This window comes from Psychrobacter sp. CX18, assembly GCF_057396215.1.
Map to the genome: position 1 here is coordinate 117,184 of NZ_JBXYJH010000008.1, position 18,750 is coordinate 135,933.

Below are 18,750 nucleotides of genomic sequence, written 5' to 3' on the forward strand. Positions count from 1 at the left end.
TCTTTTTTTTAATTTTCATTTTTAGTTCTATAGAGGATATTTTATATGGCAACCCGCAAAAAATCTGCTCCGAAATCATTCAAAGCCGCCTATCAGATTTTAAAAACCAATGCAGAAACATTGCAAAATTCTAATGAGCCAGACATCGATAACTTGATGAATACGGTTGAGCAGTCTATCGCTGCTTATAAGGTATGCCAAGCACGTATTGAAGCCGTGCAACAGGCTTTAGACGCCGCTTTTGACGAAGAAGTGGCAAAAGATCTAACAGATGACAACGAGCAATTAGCAACTAAAAGCGAAACCACTGCAAATAACCAATAGTATTTAGTAAAACCTATAAGTCAGCATAATGTCAGACGGCGTAAATCTATTAATCGTTTTGTGCCAAGTTTAGCTAGATATAGTCAAAAAAGTCTAAAATGGATACTAGGCAAACGAATGCAAGTAAATAGTAATAAGTGAGTAGGCTTAACGAGGTTAACGCCGTCCCTGTTTAGTAGTTCGCTAACTATAGTGCACAAACTAGTGCACAAACTGGCTTTTGGTTGGCTTATGTAGTGAAAATAGGGCAAAATGTTAATATCTAGATTTAAATAATCCTACTCAATATGTCAATAAACTATTGACCACGACAACAAACTGTCTACCACAAGGAAGTGAGAACTCTTATGATAAAACGCACGCAACACTCAAAATCAGCAAATCACTCTCATAATAATCCAATGAACTCAACAACTTTGAATATTATATACGGTCAAATATCAAATACGCGCAATAAATACTCAGCGCAAAAACAATATTCAATTCCAAGTAGCATTGGTTTGAAACGATTGTGTGTGCTACCTCTATCTGTTTTATTAGGTCTTAGCATAAGTAGTCTGACATTTGCTGAGACAACCACGATTCAGCAACCTACCGAAGTTTTGCCAACATTTGAAATTTCTGAGTCAAGGATTTCTGATCCTAATCTGATAACTCAATCTACACCTTCAGATTCGACAACAACAAATAATAACGCAGCTGACAGTAATGATGCAGCTATTTTTTCGGCAGATGCCATCCACCACCCCTTATGGGCTGAAAAAGGGATGGTTGCCACGCAAGAAGCTCTTGCCTCAGATATCGGTCTTCAGATCTTAAAAGATGGCGGCAATGCCGTTGATGCAGCGGTAGCGGTTGGTTTTGCATTGGCGGTCACTCTACCCCGAGCAGGAAATATCGGCGGTGGTGGATTTATGCTCATTTATGATGCCGACACCCAAAAGACAGTAGCGCTAGACTATCGTGAAAAAGCCCCTATTAATGCCTATAAGGATATGTATCTGGATAATGAGGGTAATGCAAATAGCGAGCTGTCACGCTTTCATGGTCTTGCCGTGGGTGTGCCAGGAACGGTAGCAGGACTAGTCCTTGCTCTTGAAAACTACGGAACCATGCCGTTAGCTGAGGTTATGGCTCCGGCTATTAGGCTTGCCGAGGACGGTATTGAAGTCACACCTGGATTATCAGAATCGTTGAAATCCCTTGAAAAGAGACTGAAGAGATGGCCAAGTAGCGCTAAGATATTTTTCAAGCCTGACGGTCGTGCTTATGAGGTTGGTGAGCGATTAAGGCAGCCAGAGTTAGCCGCATCCTTACGCCTTATTGCTGAACAAGGTGCTGATGGTTTTTATAAGGGAAAAACGGCAGAACAAATCGTCAAAGCGGTCAATAAAGCGGGCGGTATTATGAGCATGCAAGACTTTGAAGGCTATGAGGCAGTTGAGCGAGAGCCCGTTTGGGGTAATTATCGAGGGTACGATATCGCTTCTATGCCACCGCCTTCTTCTGGAGGGGCTCATATCGTACAGATTCTAAACATCTTAGAGGGTTATCCGCTAAAAGAGTATGGACATAATAGCGCACAAACCATTCATTTAATGTCAGAGGCCATGCAATTAGCTTACGCTGATCGATCGGAGTACTTAGGAGATTCGGACTTCGTAGATGTGCCACTATCTGGGCTCACGTCAAAGGATTATGCACTGCAACTTCGATCCAAGATTAACCCTAATCGGGCCACTCCAGCAAGCCAAATCAAACCCAACAATCCTCTACCTTTCACTCTACCTTATGAGAGTGATGAGACGACACATTTTTCTATCGTGGATAAATATGGTAACGCCGTTGCCAATACCTATACCTTAAATTTCTCATACGGCACTGGTCTTGTTGCTGAAGCCACAGGCATCTTACTAAACAATGAAATGGATGACTTCTCTGCCAAACCTGGCGTTGCTAATGCTTATGGTCTACTTGGTAATGAAGCCAATGCAATTGCTTCAAGGAAACGTCCCTTATCATCGATGAGTCCGACCATTGTGTTTAAAGACAGCAAACCTTATATTGTCACAGGCAGTCCAGGAGGTAGTCGAATTATTACGACAGTGACTCAAATAATTTCAAACGTTATTGACCATGATATGAATATTGCAGAAGCCACACATGCCCCTCGCATTCATGATCAATGGATGCCAGATGAAATTCGTATTGAAAAAGCGTTGAATATTGACACGATTCGTAAGCTTGAGTCTATGGGACACACAGTGACACCTAAAGCGACCATGGGATCAACCCAATCTATTATGGTGACTCCAAGTGGTAAGTATGGTTCGACTGATCCTAGACAAGTAGATTCTGCAGTCGTAGGCTATTAGTTGTACTGTAATAGTCGTGGGCAAACTAAAGAGCTACAACGTTAACCTCAAAGGCTACTAGTATAGTACTTCCGCTCGGTTGGCCTAGTACCTCATTTATTTGCCTATAACTATAGTAGTTTCGTGTGTTAATGAGAATAAGTAAGCTAGCTTGCTAGTAATTGTTTGTGGATGGCGGATAGTGGTTATATAGATGGATAGATAGGTGGGCGGATAGAAAGCTAAGCAGCCATCTATCCGCTAGTGACTTGAATGATTGTTAAAAAAAGCTCGCCTACTTATGCGAGCCCCCGGAACTATAACCCGTGCGTCCGCTACTACCGCTATTGCTATTGTTACTACCTCCACCAAAACCACCTGGTATGATAATAATACCACCGCCACCTCGAGTTGCCTCTTCTTGAGACGCTGGACCAGTAGGTGATGGCGCAGACACCGCACCCATCATCATACTTACGATTAGCGATATAATAATAATGATAATTGAAAAGCCTTGTACGCCCGTTGAGTGATAATTAAATGGGCCAACAGGCACCTCATCCGAAACATGGGCTTTTGCAGATTCACTGGCTTTGAAATAGGTAATAAATATAAGTATCGCACCAATAATACCGACCACAATTGAGCCGCCACTGAATAACCACGCGACAATTTGTAGGATGACATGCCACCCTAGCATTTTCTTTAAGCTGCCTTGTTCTGAGAAGCCATAACCTACTGCGACACTACTAGCTTCAAGATAAGGGCCAAACCACTCTTGGAGCTTAGCGAAGGGTATCGGCTTGGCATGAGTATAAGTAATCTCACGCTCTGTTTGCTCAGAAGTTATAAGCTCGTCGCCATTGAAATAGTCAATCAGCAAATCACTGTCATCTGTCTTAACTTGCCAATTAAATGCCCCAATAGCAAACATTACACGGTTACGGTACCCCGAGTCAACCTGTTGCCATTGCCGGTTATCATATATCAGATACCCCCTTTCAGAAGTTGGCATCTCACTAAGGACCCGCGCCACGAACCAACCTGAGGACTCCTCAGATAACCATAAGAATCCATCTGTTAAACTATAAAGCAAGTATTCAGTCCACGTCGAAAACTCACCCACTTCATTTAGCCGCATAATACCAATCACCACATAATCATGATGGGTATCTCCTACGGCTATAGCAGCTTTCTCGTCCTCATCTAAGGCAAACTCACTCACCTCTACGATATCGGAGGCTAAAATACGAGCTTTCGCACCCAAAGGTAGCGTACTGTCGAAATGCTGCATCGCTGAGTGCATTTTAATCAGCTCAGCTTTACTACCTGTCAGCTTACTTTCACTATGACACGCTGGACACATTAAGTAGTCGGTAGCACCTTCAACATAGGGTATAGGGCTACCACAGTTCGGACATTCAATCTTACTAATGTGAACAAAGTTATCCGAGTCTGCCAGACTAGATGGACTGCTGACCTGTTCGCTAACTTGCTGATCATTTTTAAGCAGTTGCATTTGCAGAGCATCTAGAGGTACAGACTCACCTATAAATACCTTTGGTGAACTATCGGGGCCGTTTTCGGCATAGTCTAAAGTAATAAACTCACGTTTATATTGCGCATCTATTACCCAAGTCTGCCATCCATCCCCCATGATGAAGGGCAACTCACCCTCACCTGCGATAGCATAGGCCTCACGGCGGTCATTAACCTGATAGATGACGCCTTGGTAGTCTACAGCATCATTAATCGCTAAGTTATCATACTCAGGAAGATTGGTTTCTTCGCTTTCTCCCAAGCTAATACTATACTGACCCAGTGCTTCAGAAAGCCATCCGTTTTTACCATTTGAAAATTGTAAATACCACTCGTTCCAGACGCCTTGACCATACTGCAACTGAATGCGACCAATTACCGCAAAGTCATCACCTGCAAAGCGGCCAATACTACCTATCTGTAAGGGTGAGTAGTCCTCAATCGTTAAAGACTGCTTACCCTGTGCTTTAAGCGCGTCACCTTCACGAAGTACTGTGGTTTGGCAGTATTCACATACCGCCATCACCGAACCCGGTGACGCGAACTCTACTAGAGCACCACAAGAGGGGCAAGCTGCTGTAAACGTCAAGACATCAAAGTTACTTGGTAATTTTGGCGCTGGCTGTTTTGAGCCCTTGTTTTGAGACGTATGGGTGTTTTCTATCATTGAGTCAACTGGGTTAGGATCTTGGTTTTAGCGTCATCATAATCAGCTTGGCTAATAAGACCTTGATCTAATAAGCCCTTAAGCTGAGTCAGTTTTGCCGTAAAGTCAGTCGCACCTGCATTCTGAGCATCCGTTACTTGATTTGAAGACTGAGGCTGTGATTGCTGGTTTTGCGGCGCTTGCTGATTTAGATTGTTTTTAGGCTGCATCGCCTCACTCATCACAGTACCCATATTCATGCCAACGCCTAGACCTGCGCCAATGCCTGCCATACCGCCTTCATTTTTGGCAGCATGCTGGATTGCTTCAGCCGTTTGATAGCGGGTATAAGCATCCATATCACCGATCATGCCCATTGAAATACGTTTATCCAACGTTTTTTGTAGCTCATCTGGCAAGGAGACGTTTTCAACAACAAACGACTCAACTGATAATCCGTACTTGGCAAAGTCAGGTTGTAATTCTTTTTTGATTTCATCAGCCATAATGCCTTGATTAGCAGCTAAATCAATAAATGGAATCTCGCTGCCACCAAGACCTGAAGCCAGATCTGAGATGATTAAATTACGTAACTGCGGCTCAATCTGCTCAGCACGGTAACTGTCATTCATACCAGTGATGGTCTGATAAAACTCAGTCACATCATTAATTTTGTATGAATACATACCAAAGGCACGGATACGTACCATACCAAACTCGGCGTCACGTACGGTTACTGGCTGAGCAGTGCCCCATTTACGGCCTTGTTGCAAACGCGTACTGAAAAATAGCACGTCAGATTTAAATGGTGAGTCAAAGCCCATTCGCCAATTTCTTAAATTGGTCATTACTGGGAGTGTTTCGGTGTTCAAAGTATAACGACCCGCGGTGAATACGTCAGCAATTTGACCTTCGTTAATAAACACTGCCACTTGCCCGTCACGAACGGTTAATGTGGCCCCATTTTGGATTTCATTATCCGCCATAGGAAATTTCCACATTAGCACATCATCATCTTGCCAATCCCATTCAATAGCATCAATAAATTGCTTTTTTATAAAACTTTTAAGTCCCATAATTGTTCCTATTTATGTTAGTTATGTTTACGTTAATAAAGGGTATGCTGGTAGTATTCGTACAATAATTGATGGTCAATTATTAATAAACATTCCTGATTTAAACCTTTACACGGTTAAATCTTTCGATGTATATTTATGAGTACCATCACTTTAAGAGCACTGTATGGTTAAGAGTACTAAGACAAGATACCTGCATTGATAATACCAAGTACCAAGCCGCTAACACCGATTAGTCCACCTACCGCCATATTATTGAGTCTGATATGCTCAGGTACATTGCCTATAATTTTAACCATGATGAAATATCCAACGATTTGGACAATCATTGCCACGGCGCTCCATATCAAAAACGCCATAAATCCTGTGTTATAAATGGCACTGGCCGCTAAAGTTAATGAAAAACCAATGACGGTACCGCCAAAGCTTAGAGCCGCTGCGCCTGAACCTTTTCGAATGAGAGCAATTTCATTGTAAGGGGTGATTGCCATATAAAGAATCGAAAATAATATCAACATTACCACACCCCCACCGAAATAGAAGGCATAGTAAAGTAATTCTGACTGCAAACTGTCTAGATTTTGCATTAATCTTATCCTGAGTTAAAGGGTCTTTAAAGTAGAGTTAGGTTGAGGGTCTGTTAAAACCGTTAATATAAACAGCTTAACATCGTCGTTTCATTTTTAGCAAATGAGTTTAGCGATAGTTTTACAGTTTTTTGTGATGCCATTTGTCAAGCAAACTAAATGTATACCGTGTCTAAAAATCAACCTGTGAGTGTAAACAAACCCAATGTCGTCAAAGTACTACCCCATTTGAGCTAAGCAGCTTTGATAAATTTACGTTTTATTATAGATACGTTTTATTATAGAAAAAATATTACTTGTTATTTGATGCTATGGTCTTGCTTAGAGGCAACGCTTGGTAATTGATGCTGACGAGACACACTATTCATATGATGCTGTTTTGGTTTGAATATTTGCAAACAAGACTCAAATATCGCCTCTGCTTTCATGCTATTGTCATGAGTTACATTACACACATACACATCCAAGGTTACCGTTTTATATTCGCCCCAAGTATGCAAACAAAGATGCGACTCGGCCAGAAGTAACGTTAAAGTAACACCGCTAATCTGCTGCTCCGCGCCATCTGCACCCTCTAATTCATTAAATTCATGAGCGGCTTGCCCTACAATAGTAAGACCTGAAGTATGTACAGCATCAGTTAATAAGCTTAAAAGGGGGTCTGTGCTGGTTAAAAGCTCTGAGTCGCACTCACACTCCCAGAATTCAGCCAAAATATGCTTACCTGCCATCGTAGAGGTCACCTTAACTGTTGAACCACCTTTCAATTGATTATAGTTATACGTGCTATTTTTACCATTCGTGCTGTGTATCATTCAATCACTTATTTACTGAATAAAGGGACAGGATGTGATGTATAGGATAGATTTATTCATCAGACCAATCTTCTAAATAATAATGAACCAGTATTTGCTGATCTAAGGTATTTGGTTTGACATCGATCGGTGTCATGTCAGGCGGAAACGTAAACATTTCGCGACTAACCGATGGGGTCAAAAACTTCATAGGTAGATCATACTGTGTGGGGGGAACAAATGGCGTGCCTTTATGTTGCCCCTGTGTCGGACTACCCACGATAAAGCCCCATTCGCCGAATGACGGTACATAAGCATGATACGGAGTGGTTTGAAACCCTGATATCTGCATGGTTTTATTGATTGACCAAAAGGATTTTGGTGCGTAATAAGGCGATGTTGATTGTACCACTACTAGACCTTCGGTGGTTAAGTGATCACGCACCAGATGATACATTGGCTCAGAATATAGTTTTGCTAAGCTATAATGTGACGGATCAGGTAAATCAATAATAATCGCATCAAAGGCATCATGATCATTTTCAAGCCACTTATAAGCATCTGAATTAATTACGCTTACTCTTGGGTTATTAAGTGAGTTGTCATTGAGTTTTTTAAACCTTGGGGTATTCGCAAAAAACTCGGTCATTTTCGGATCTAAGTCAACCAAAGTAATCTGTTTAACCGTTTTATATTTTAAGACCTCTCGCGCTGCCATACCATCGCCGCCGCCTAAAATCAGCACATTTAAATCAGGCTTAGTGGCACGAGTGCTATCGGTCAGCTTTTGCATTATCGGATGTACTAAAGCCTCATGGTAACGGTATTCATCACGTGTGGAAAACTGTAAATTACCATTTAAAAATAATTGTAGATACCCATTTTTCTCAGTGACTATCAATCGCTGATATGGGGAGTTAGTGGCAAAAATAACCGGGGCTTTAAATAGCTTTTGTTCTGACAGCCCGACCAATCGATCAGCAAATAGCCAACCCATCAATAATAGAACCAATGCCGTCAATATTCGCACAATCAAGCGGTTACGTATGACGCGGTGTTTACCACGCAATACTTTTTCTTGTTTACCGCTCAATGTGGTGTCGGTTATCAGCGCCACTTTAGGATAAAAATGCCACGCCGTCCAGCCCGCTACCAGTACATTTAATATACCAAATAGCACCGCAGAGCGAGCTAATCCTAACAGCGGTGATAATACGAGCGGAAACAATAACGACACAACTAATGCGCCCAAGTAATCAAACGTTAGCACCCGACTCACTAACTCATGAAAGGCTTGTTTTTGTGAGTTAAAGATTCGCATCACTAGCGGTATCTCCATACCCACTAGGGTACCGATACAAATCACCACGGCATACAAAATGGTCTTAAAAGTCGGCAACCATGCAAAGGCCAAAAACAGTCCTATGGCAGACAAACCGCCAATCAAGCCGACTAATATCTCAATTTCAACAAAGCGCTGTAGTACTTTATCTTCAGGCACATACTTCGACAAATGAGAGCCGATACCCATTGCAAATAAATAAGTACCAATGATAGTTGAGAACTGTAGCACCGAGTCGCCTAGTACATAGCTGGCTAGTGCACCGGCAATGAGCTCATAGGCAAGGCCGCAAGAGGCAACAATAAAAACGGACAGCACTAAAAGCGAGTCCGTTTGCAAACGTTTAAATGACAATTTCATACATGAGCTTCTCAGGGTCTGTGAAATATTCAAACATGGTACTGGCGGAGATCATTTTTTAGGCAATATGCAGTGAAATTTTAGACGCTTAGTCATTCTAAGTTAGATAATTTTGCAATATATTGGCAAAAAATAGTCCCGCCCTTGAGAACGGATTAAGCAAAGCAATGCTTTGCCTGTTCGCAAGGCGAGAGCTATGCTCAAGTTAGGCTGATGCTAAAACTGTCCCAGACAGTGTTATAAACCTAGCTAAGGTCTAGACATTATCGTCGGTTTACTCCTAGTCTGGAACAGTTTTAGCTATCAGCAGTCCTAATTTTTGAATGTTCCACAGACCCTATTTAAGTTGTAGTATTGCTCATAGTCATAAAGGGGTTGTTGGAGCATTAGAACCAATATTAACAACCTTTAATTATTTGACCATATCAACGAACACACCATAACCTGATTGCTTCATTTTATCCACTGGAATAAATTGTAACGCCCCGCCGTTGATACAATAGCGAAGACCTGTTTTGTCTTTTGGTCCATCATTAAAGACATGACCTAAGTGCGAGTCGGCCACCCGTGAGCGTACTTCAGTCCGTACCATATTAAAGGCGTTATCCGTATGCTCAGTAATCACCTCTGGTGCAATAGGTTGCCAAAAGCTTGGCCAACCACATCCTGAGTCATATTTATGGGTCGATAAGAATAAAGGCTCACCACTAACCACATCGACATAAATACCGGGTGCAAAAAGATGATCGTATTCATGACTAAATGCACGCTCAGTGCCTGCTTTTTGAGTAATTTCATACTGCGACTTGGTCAGCGTGTTTTTCAGAGCATTTTTATCATAGTTCGCATAGCGCTTTGGATCTAACGCTTCTTTAATAGTATTTGCAGGAGCAAGTTTGCTGCTACTGCGTACCACTGACTTGGGTTTGTCATCGGCTAAGCTTAGGTCAATATGACAATAGCCATTGGGATTTTTCGCTAGATAATCTTGATGGTACTCTTCCGCTAACGAAAAGTTTGATAAGGGTTTATTTTCAACCACAATAGGCTTGGTATACTTCGATCCAACCCCTTGGAGCGCCTCATCAATGATTGCCTTATCACTGGCATCCGTGTAGTAAACGCCAGTACGATATTGCACGCCTCTATCATTACCTTGCTTATTAAGACTGGTAGGATCTATCACCCTCAAGTAGTACTTAAGCAAGGTCTCTAAGTCTGTCTTATCCGCATCATAGACCACTTTGACGGTCTCGGCATGTCCAGAGCCGGCAATCACTTGCTGATAACTTGGATCTGATATATTAGGGTTGCCATTGGCATAGCCTGAGATGGCATCCACTACCCCATCAACCCTTTCCATATAGGCCTCAAGACCCCAGAAACAACCGCCTGCAAGATAGATAGTCTTGGTGTTTATTTGCGCACCATCTGAGTTATAGTAAACACCGTCTTTGCTTTTAGATCCAGATGGTTTTGCAGTCGCTGTTGCAGTATTCTCAGTGCTCGGCTTAGCTTTACTATTTTTTAAGTCTGCAAAGTCATTATCGGCATTTTCAGCTAACGCATAAGCTTGCTCTGGCGTTAAATTGCCTTTAATCAAGCGGACCAAATTGCCTTTTTTATCCAATATCGCCCAACTTGGGTACACCTGCACCCCTAATTGATTAATCAAACTTCCTGACTCATCAATCAGTACCGGAAGCTGTGGATAGTCATCTTGAACACCCGCATACCACTGTTTAAAATCAGCCGTTTCTTTTTCATTTAAGTGACCTGGACTGGCAACGGTAATCACATTCAAACCAGCAAATGCTTTATCAGTACGCCAGCTTTCCGTCTCCTCGAGTGTCCCTAGACATAAAGGGCACCAACTCGCCCAAAGCTTAACTAAAGTGGGTTTATTACTGTCTAGGACAGTACTGCCATTATTGCCTAAACGAGTATTAATCTGAGGTAGTGCGTTAAGTTGATTGAGCAAATCAGTGGGTAACATATCACGGCTGTTGGTAATGCCTGTATTTTGACTGTCTGATTGACTTAATGTATGCCCACTATCGTTAACCTCATTACCGCTATCGGCATTACTCACTTGACCGCACGCTATGAGCAGTAAGGTCGCTATGCTCAAGACACCTGTACGGTATATGACTTGACGTGGTGACTTGCTGTCTAATATTGACTCATTTTTGATATCTTGAATGGACTTGTCTTGAGCGCCTTGTGTGTGCGTACTAGAATATGCAGACGTAAGGTTAAATGTGGTGTTGATTTTGTTGAACATATAGATCTCGATAATAAAAATTGTCGTACTAACAGCCTAATCTTAGACCGTGTTATTCATATCTTATAATGCACAATTATAAAAGTCAGTTGCAAAAGCTTTACGAACTGGAATTATAAGAAATGCAATATTATATCATAACGTAAATAATCATTAATTCTACATTAATGTAATTATTTTAGAGCTAGGTAACATTAAAGATTATGCTCATATAATGTAACTTATTCATACTGCCTGAATTTTTACTACCTGAATCTACATTGTCTAAAGTCTTCTCTATATTAATAGTGACATATCTCGAAATGATAATTGAACTAAACAACTTAGGAGTTTGACACGATAAATCGTCTTACATAATCATCAGCAGGATTATCACGAAGCTCATCTGGAGTGCCGGTCTGTACCAACCGCCCCCCATTCAAAATACTAATGCGACTGCCAAGCTTAAAAGCCTCATCAATATCATGAGTGATAAAGACAATCGTTTTATTGAGCTTTTCTTGTAAAATTAGCAACTGGTCTTGAAGCTGGCTACGTATTAAAGGGTCTAACGCTGAAAATGCTTCATCCATAAGTATAATCGGCGTATCAACCGCTAGCGCACGGGCTAAACCGACACGCTGCTGCATGCCTCCAGAAAGTTCGTCAGGATAACTGGACTCAATACCCTCTAGCCCTACTTCATTCAGCCAGTGCCGAGCTATCTCATGACGCTCAGATTTTGACATTTTCCGAACTCGAAGCCCGTACGCTACATTTTGAATAACCGTCATATGTGGCACTAAGCCAAAGTGTTGAAATACCATACTCACATTATTTTGACGGAACTGTTGTAGCTGCTTGTCATTTAAAGTAAGGACGTTTATCACATTTTGTTGACCTGATAAATGCTCTACATTATTGGCATGAACGACATCATCCGGAAGATGCGCGTTATTCATCATATTAGCGCTATTCTCATGAGTACTTTTATCATAAAGGTTATTGTGACAATCTATCCAAATTTTCCCATACGTTGGGTCAATAAGCCTATTAATGTGTCGCACTAAAGTAGACTTACCGGAACCCGATAGACCCATAATACAATGGAGTTCACCGGTTTCAATACTCAGATTTACATCATATAAGCCCACTGAATAACCCGTTTGTTCACGCACTTCACTACTGCTCAACCCTTGTTCAAGAAGCTGAATTGCCTTACTCGCTTCACTAGGAGACACATCAAATATTTTACTAACCTTTTCTAAACGTATATGAGTCATAGCAAGATATCTTTAAGTAATTGAATTAAGTTGTCTTTATTTGCTTAGGCTATTTATTAATGGTCTAATGTATTGATAGACTTATTTATCATTGGCTCTGATATGTTGGGTTTTATTTAATAGCTTATTGCGAGCCCTACGACCTTTACCAAATGCCTGAGTAATACGGTCAATAATAATAGCCATGATAACAATAGCCGTACCTGCTTGTAATCCTTGACCGATGTTTAAGGTTTGAATAGATTGTAATACGTCTTCACCGAGACCTGGCGCGCCGATCATTGACGCCAATACCACCATGGATAAAGACATCATGACTGCCTGATTAACGCCAGCCATGATACTGGGCAAAGCCTGAGGCAACTTAATCCATAACAACAGCTGTTTATGATTACTACCAAATGAGCGTCCCGCTTCTACCATTTCGTGTGGAACTTGATTGATACCCAACATCGTCAATCGGATCAGAGGCGGTAGCGCATAAATAACCGTAGCAAATAAAGCGGGTACCTTGCCAATACCGAATAACATCAATACAGGGATCAAGTATACGAAGCTTGGCATGGTTTGCATCACATCCAGTATGGGAGTTACTACTCGTCGTAGCCGATTACTCGCTGACATCAAGATACCCACAGGGATGCCGATTACCATAGTCACCAATACAGATACGATCAGTAATGCTGTGGTCTGAACCAATGCAGGCCATAAACCAAAGGAACCAATTAAAAATAGCCCTAACCCGCAAGCTAACGCAAACCAAATACGGCGGGTTGCAAGCCAGCCTAATAGTCCAACGAGGGCTATTAGTAACCACGGCGGCGCTATGCTCAACACACGTTCAATTGGTAATAATAAATAGGTTAACGTGATATGGCTGATAGATCTAAAAATCGTACCATAGTGTTGAACGACATAGCTAAGGGAGTTATTTAATTGCTTTTCGAAGGACCATTCGGGGAACCAAGCCATTCCTTTTATCGCATTACTTTCAGTAGAGGCTGTACTATTATTTTGATTCTGACTGCTCTCTAGATCGCTCTTATTTTCAGAGTTCAATGTTTCATCTAAGTTAATATTTAAGGCTCTGGCTAGATTATCTGACGCATCAGGGGTTAACCATGCTTGCCAAATGTCAGGGTGCTGTTTTAAAAATAGCTCAGCTTGCACCTCGCCACTGCGCTTGTTTTCAGTCATTTCAAGTATTGCACCGTTCAGTGCATCGGGCGTAAACTGTACTTTCTTAAACGCATCCGCCAACTCAGGATGACTGTCCATAAAGGGTGTCGAAACGGCTATGCCAAGCTCTGATACTGGGAAACCTGAGACACAATCAGTTTGGCTATTGGCATCTAGCAGTTTATCCCAACACTCACTGTTATGCTCTGGGAAGGGTATTGGCGCGAAATCATACTTTGCCATTAGTCCGGTGGGTTGCCAGTAATAAAAAAGCAACGGCTTATGTTGCTCAAAAGCAGAAGAAATTTCTGCATCTAAAGCAGCACCAGTACCAGGGTGTACATTATTGAATGCAACCCCTTGAGCATTAGGACTGCTAAAACCCAAATTTTTAAGAAGATGAGTGTTAAATACCTCACAGGTCCAGCCTGTTGGGCAGTTTAGAAAGCGGGCGTTACTTGGGTTTTCAGGATCCGTAAATAAAGAGGCAAATTTGGGTAAATCTTTGACGCTATTAAGATCTGGATTATCATCTATTACATATTGAGGCACATACCAGCCTTGAGTCGCACCACCTTCAAGGGTACTGCCAATCACCGCAGCTTTATTAGCATTAATGGCATCTTGCATAATTGGCGAGCGTCCGACCCACTGCTCTCCAATGACTTGTATATCATCTTGCGACAACGCAGTCTCTAAGGCTGGGCCTGCACCGGGCACTAAGGACGTCTCACAACCGTACCCTTTTTCAGCTATCGTTTGAAGGACAGCAGAGATAAACTGACCACTCTCCCACGTCAAAGACCCAAATTTAATCGGGTTATTTTGACCGTCACCACAGGCTGCAAATACTTGTGAGGACACAAAAATGAGGCTAAGTAATAACCATTGTCTAAGCTTTAGTAGTAAGTGCACTTGATAGCCTGTTTATTATCATTATTTAGTTAGGGAATTATCTTTTCAAACTTGAGAAGTTTTGACTATAATTTATTCTAGCGTTATATGTATACATTTACCAATAAAAAACCCCTTTAATTTATTTAAAGGGGTTTGATTTTTTAGCCTGATATTTAATGAGTTTATTATATTAAGGTATTTTAAACTTAGTGAAAATAAAGAGCTTTAACCTACTCACGACATTAAAAGCAGTGTATTGAGTTAAACAGCCTACTTCATTAAAAAGTTTAATCCCTTTTTAAAGAGCTTACTATAAGGAGGTAACATCAGACCCATGCCATTAAACTTAGACTGCACAAATACCGCCTTCATATGACTCATACGCTCAAAGCCCCATTTGCCATGATAGGCACCAATACCTGAGTCACCGACACCACCAAAGGGTAAATCTTGTTGCGCAACGTGCAATATCACTTCATTGACAGCTACACCACCTGATACTGTGTATTCACGTACATAACTAATATCTTCTGCATCATCACCAAATATATATAAGGCCAGTGGACGTGGACGACTGTTGACAAATTCGACGGCATCTCGCAAACCATTGACATGCACTAAAGGTAAGATTGGTGCAAACAACTCATTTTGCATGACATCGCTGTCCGTATCTGGATTAACCACAATCACCGGCGGCAACAATCGCGTCTCTGGGTTAGCGGACACGGGCGTCAGAGGCACCACTTGCTCTTTAGGAAGTTGATCTAAATAGCCTTGTAGACGCTTAAAATGTTTATCGTCAATGATACGGGTATAATCTTTATTGCTTTCAATATTTGGATAATGCTTAAGTACCCACTCTTTAGCCAGTTTGACAAACTTACTGTGGTGCGCTGAGTCTATCAATACATAGTCAGGCGCGATACAGGTTTGACCTGCATTAAGTGTTTTACCCATCATCACACGATTGACCGCATTTTCTAAATCGGCATCATCCAGGACGATAACCGGAGATTTACCACCAAGCTCAAGCGTAACGGGTGTTAAATTTGGGGCAGCAGCTGCCATGACCTGCCTGCCAACTTGGGTTGATCCTGTGTATAGCAAATGATCAAAAGGTAGACCACTAAATTTAATCGCAATATCCACCTCACCTACCACAACAGATATCATATCGGGCGAAAAATGTTTTGCTACTGCTTGGGCAAACGCTTCAGCGAATAACGGTGCTGATTCACTCATCTTTACCATAAGGCGGTTACCGGCAGTGATCGCATCTATCATTGGACTAACCGCTAAAAACAAGGGGTAATTCCACGGCACCATAATACCAACAACACCTAATGGCTGTGGCTGAACTTCATTATGGGCTGGGCGGTAAATAGCAGATATGCCCATTCGACGTGTTTTCATCCAAGACTTACCATGCTTTTTCGCATGAGCAATGGCTTGAAATATTGGAAATAACTCTGCAAAATTAGTCTCATCCTGACTACGATTACCAAAGTCTTGATTGATTGCATCCGCAAATGTTTGTTTGTTTTCGGACAGCATCGCCTCAAGACTATCAAGCAACGCTTCTCTATCTATCCAAGAGTTAAGCGGTTTTTTTCTTGACAACGCATGCATATGGTCAAATTGAGACTTAAGTTGATCGGCCGTAGTTATAATACTTTGACTCATTCAAATTTCCTTATAATGATATGGATAATAGATTCTAGCTTTAAAAATTCCAAGCTTTCTAACTTTAAGCTTTTAAACTGTAAGCTCTTTAACGTTGACCCTAAGTGTTTAAACTTAAGATAAATGGTTTTTATACAAAATTTTATCATAACTGGCTATATTAGCATTTGCTTAAAACTTTATGGTAAAGCTTTTGCTAATAAATTTAACCAGTGAGTAAACAATACCATCTTACCTATAAATTGGGCATGCCAAAGCAGATAACAACCTACATTTAACTCTTCATGATTACTGATCGCTTAGTTTGATGTTTAATTATTTAAACAATTTATTTGTAAAATCAATTTATTTAGGCATTTTATTTAGATTTGCACATCTTTTGATTCAATGTTTATAGCTATTAATAGACACAATATACGGACTACGAACTTATACACACAACCTATCAACAATCTATAGCGAGCACTCTATCCACATGATATGCTATATCTAACCTAGATAACAACAGTAGATTATGAATTCCACCACAAATAGTTCTAATACCGCCACCCCATTATTAGACTTTAAAAACAGCAACTTAGTTGTCCATACCCTCATCAATGCAGACTATGAAAAAACGCATGCGCAAATGCTACAGCATACCTTGGCACGTATTGACAAAAAAAAGCAAGGTATTGTCACTCCTGATGAGTTATGGGTTGTTGAACACAACGATGTCTACACTTTAGGGCAAGCTGGAAAAGAAGAGCACATATTACAGCGTGGTAATACGCCTATTATTCATACTGATCGTGGTGGTCAAGTGACTTGGCACGGTAAAGGCCAGCTCGTCGTTTATTGGCTCATTGATTTGAATAATGTGGGCTGGGGTGTTCGAGATTTAGTGTCCCATGCCGAACAAAGTATTGAAGATGTTATCAATCATTCGCTAAATAGGCGCATTAATGACAACCAACAGGTTAACACTGTTCAGCATGGTAATGATAACGCTCAACAGCAAACGAAAGATATTAGCAAGCAAACCACCTTAGGTTATTATGCCAAAGCTCGTCAAGATGCTCCTGGTGTCTATATTTATAATCAGGATGGGCTAATGCTAGGTAAAATCGCCTCCCTAGGCTTTAAAATCAAACAGGGGTTTAGCTACCACGGCATTGCGGTTAATTTAACCTGTGATTTAAGTGCTTTTAATGCCATAAATCCTTGTGGTTATGCAGGTATGCAGATGCTGAAACTGGCTGATTTTGTTAACTTAACTACCCTTAAACTGAGTACAATAACTGAAGAGCAGCTTTGTGCTGGTTTAAATAGCTCTGATCTAAATTCTGCTGATTTGAATAGTACAGAACCAAATCCCCAACTTACTCACGTTAATAACTCTTATGCTAAACCGGCTAACATCGACGGGCTTGATATTGTTCAAGACTCGATTACACAGCTAGATGTTACTCAGCAACTGCTAATAAACATTATGCAGCGACAAGCAGGAATGATTAAACTACGTCAATAGAGTCTGTGGAAAGGGCTGAGGAATATCAAATTTTTAATATATGATTTATGACATTTGATTTATTCCCTTGTATTTATTGCATAAGAATATCGAGACGACATTCATGATTTCAGAACACACAAACATCTCAGAAGATACTAACATTGCTAACGTTAGCGCTATTTTAAAGGATACGATGATAGACCCTAGTAGTGTCATTTTGGACATCGATAAAAGGTCTGTCGTTGACACCAATAGTATCAATATTGAAGCTGAGCGAGTTGCTAACGAACTTATCGCTCACCCCAATCTCCTAACGCTGAATCATTTACTATCTAACAAAGACACCACTTGGCAAATTCACAATTGCAAAATTATTGACAAACGAGTGACTCAAGATGAGAAACTTGCGTTTATATACCATTACGATGCACTGCCTGAAGATGTAAAGAATCAACACCCCTTAAACCCAGCACTTTTAAAGCAGTTTCAAACCCCCATGTATAGTAAAGACGCAGCAGAGCTACTAAACCTTGATCCCAAGTTATTCAAAACGCCTTGGCAAGTAAAAGTAACCGGTACCCTTGTTATGTTTTGTGAGCCACAACAAATTGCCTTACGTTTGAAATTTACTAATACTGCCAAAGCGCTCGATCCAATATATACCAAAACTAAAGAAGATGCTTTAGCAGCATCAATGGATAACTGGCATTTTTATGGGGATGTTTTTATACTCAATAAAAGACGTGATCCTCTCATTATGACGCTCGGTGAACAGTGGATTCATATTCCACGTCTTGATGACTATCAAGTATTTCCTAAGGCGTATGCTATCGAAGCACTTGAATTGTTAGAGGAAGCCAAGACTGCCCTCCCCCAACTTAATGAGGCTATAAAATTAAGACTGATTTAAACCTCATAATGTGACTGCATG

13 protein-coding genes are annotated in these 18,750 nt (G+C 41.0%); 4 read left to right on the plus strand and 9 right to left on the minus strand.

Annotated features, from left to right (window positions below):
• Positions 1–45 precede the first annotated feature (45 nt).
• Positions 46–324 carry an exodeoxyribonuclease VII small subunit gene (gene xseB / locus AC2SLT_RS07980; RefSeq protein ID WP_486547126.1) on the plus strand — a complete coding sequence of 93 codons (279 nt, stop codon included), beginning with the start codon at positions 46–48 and terminating at the stop codon, positions 322–324.
• Between the two features lie 347 nt (positions 325–671).
• Positions 672–2,699: a gamma-glutamyltransferase gene (gene ggt, locus AC2SLT_RS07985; RefSeq protein WP_486547127.1), complete on the plus strand. Its 2,028-nt coding sequence runs from the start codon at positions 672–674 to the stop codon at positions 2,697–2,699.
• 274 nt (positions 2,700–2,973) lie between these two features.
• Here the strand turns inward: ggt and AC2SLT_RS07990 are convergent, their stop codons facing one another.
• The 9 genes from AC2SLT_RS07990 to AC2SLT_RS08030 all read right to left on the minus strand — a co-directional run bounded on the left by AC2SLT_RS07990 (position 2,974) and on the right by AC2SLT_RS08030 (position 16,327).
• On the minus strand, positions 2,974–4,884 hold the full coding sequence (locus AC2SLT_RS07990; protein ID WP_486547128.1) for a DUF4178 domain-containing protein: 1,911 nt from the start codon (positions 4,882–4,884) through the stop codon (positions 2,974–2,976).
• Positions 4,881–5,939, minus strand: a complete 1,059-nt coding sequence (locus tag AC2SLT_RS07995) for an SPFH domain-containing protein (protein WP_486547129.1) — start codon at positions 5,937–5,939, stop codon at positions 4,881–4,883. The genes AC2SLT_RS07990 and AC2SLT_RS07995 overlap by 4 nt, the downstream gene beginning before the upstream one ends.
• Before the next feature lie 179 nt (positions 5,940–6,118).
• Positions 6,119–6,526 (minus strand): DUF350 domain-containing protein, encoded by a 408-nt coding sequence (locus AC2SLT_RS08000; protein ID WP_486547130.1) that lies wholly within the window; start codon positions 6,524–6,526, stop codon positions 6,119–6,121.
• A 299-nt stretch (positions 6,527–6,825) separates the two neighbouring features.
• The gene (locus tag AC2SLT_RS08005) at positions 6,826–7,341 is read right to left on the minus strand and encodes an S-adenosylmethionine decarboxylase family protein (RefSeq protein WP_486547131.1); all 516 of its coding nucleotides are present in this window, start codon (positions 7,339–7,341) and stop codon (positions 6,826–6,828) included.
• Positions 7,342–7,393: 52 nt separating this feature from the next.
• Positions 7,394–9,022 (minus strand): polyamine aminopropyltransferase, encoded by a 1,629-nt coding sequence (locus tag AC2SLT_RS08010; RefSeq protein ID WP_486547132.1) that lies wholly within the window; start codon positions 9,020–9,022, stop codon positions 7,394–7,396.
• 412 nt (positions 9,023–9,434) lie between these two features.
• The gene (gene msrAB / locus AC2SLT_RS08015; RefSeq protein ID WP_486547133.1) at positions 9,435–11,306 is read right to left on the minus strand and encodes a bifunctional peptide-methionine (S)-S-oxide reductase MsrA/peptide-methionine (R)-S-oxide reductase MsrB; all 1,872 of its coding nucleotides are present in this window, start codon (positions 11,304–11,306) and stop codon (positions 9,435–9,437) included.
• A gap of 323 nt (positions 11,307–11,629) precedes the next feature.
• Positions 11,630–12,568: an ATP-binding cassette domain-containing protein gene (locus tag AC2SLT_RS08020; protein ID WP_486547134.1), complete on the minus strand. Its 939-nt coding sequence runs from the start codon at positions 12,566–12,568 to the stop codon at positions 11,630–11,632.
• Positions 12,569–12,649: 81 nt separating this feature from the next.
• A complete protein-coding gene (locus AC2SLT_RS08025) occupies positions 12,650–14,662 on the minus strand; it encodes a glycine betaine ABC transporter substrate-binding protein (RefSeq protein WP_486547135.1) in 2,013 nt (670 codons plus the stop codon).
• Positions 14,663–14,914: 252 nt separating this feature from the next.
• Positions 14,915–16,327 carry a coniferyl aldehyde dehydrogenase gene (locus AC2SLT_RS08030; RefSeq protein ID WP_486547136.1) on the minus strand — a complete coding sequence of 471 codons (1,413 nt, stop codon included), beginning with the start codon at positions 16,325–16,327 and terminating at the stop codon, positions 14,915–14,917.
• 514 nt (positions 16,328–16,841) lie between these two features.
• Here AC2SLT_RS08030 and lipB point away from each other — a divergent pair.
• Together lipB and AC2SLT_RS08040 are read left to right on the plus strand one after the other, a co-directional pair.
• On the plus strand, positions 16,842–17,837 hold the full coding sequence (lipB, locus tag AC2SLT_RS08035; RefSeq protein WP_486547137.1) for a lipoyl(octanoyl) transferase LipB: 996 nt from the start codon (positions 16,842–16,844) through the stop codon (positions 17,835–17,837).
• Positions 17,838–17,940: 103 nt separating this feature from the next.
• Positions 17,941–18,729 (plus strand): hypothetical protein, encoded by a 789-nt coding sequence (locus tag AC2SLT_RS08040; RefSeq protein WP_486547138.1) that lies wholly within the window; start codon positions 17,941–17,943, stop codon positions 18,727–18,729.
• Positions 18,730–18,750: the final 21 nt, after the last annotated feature.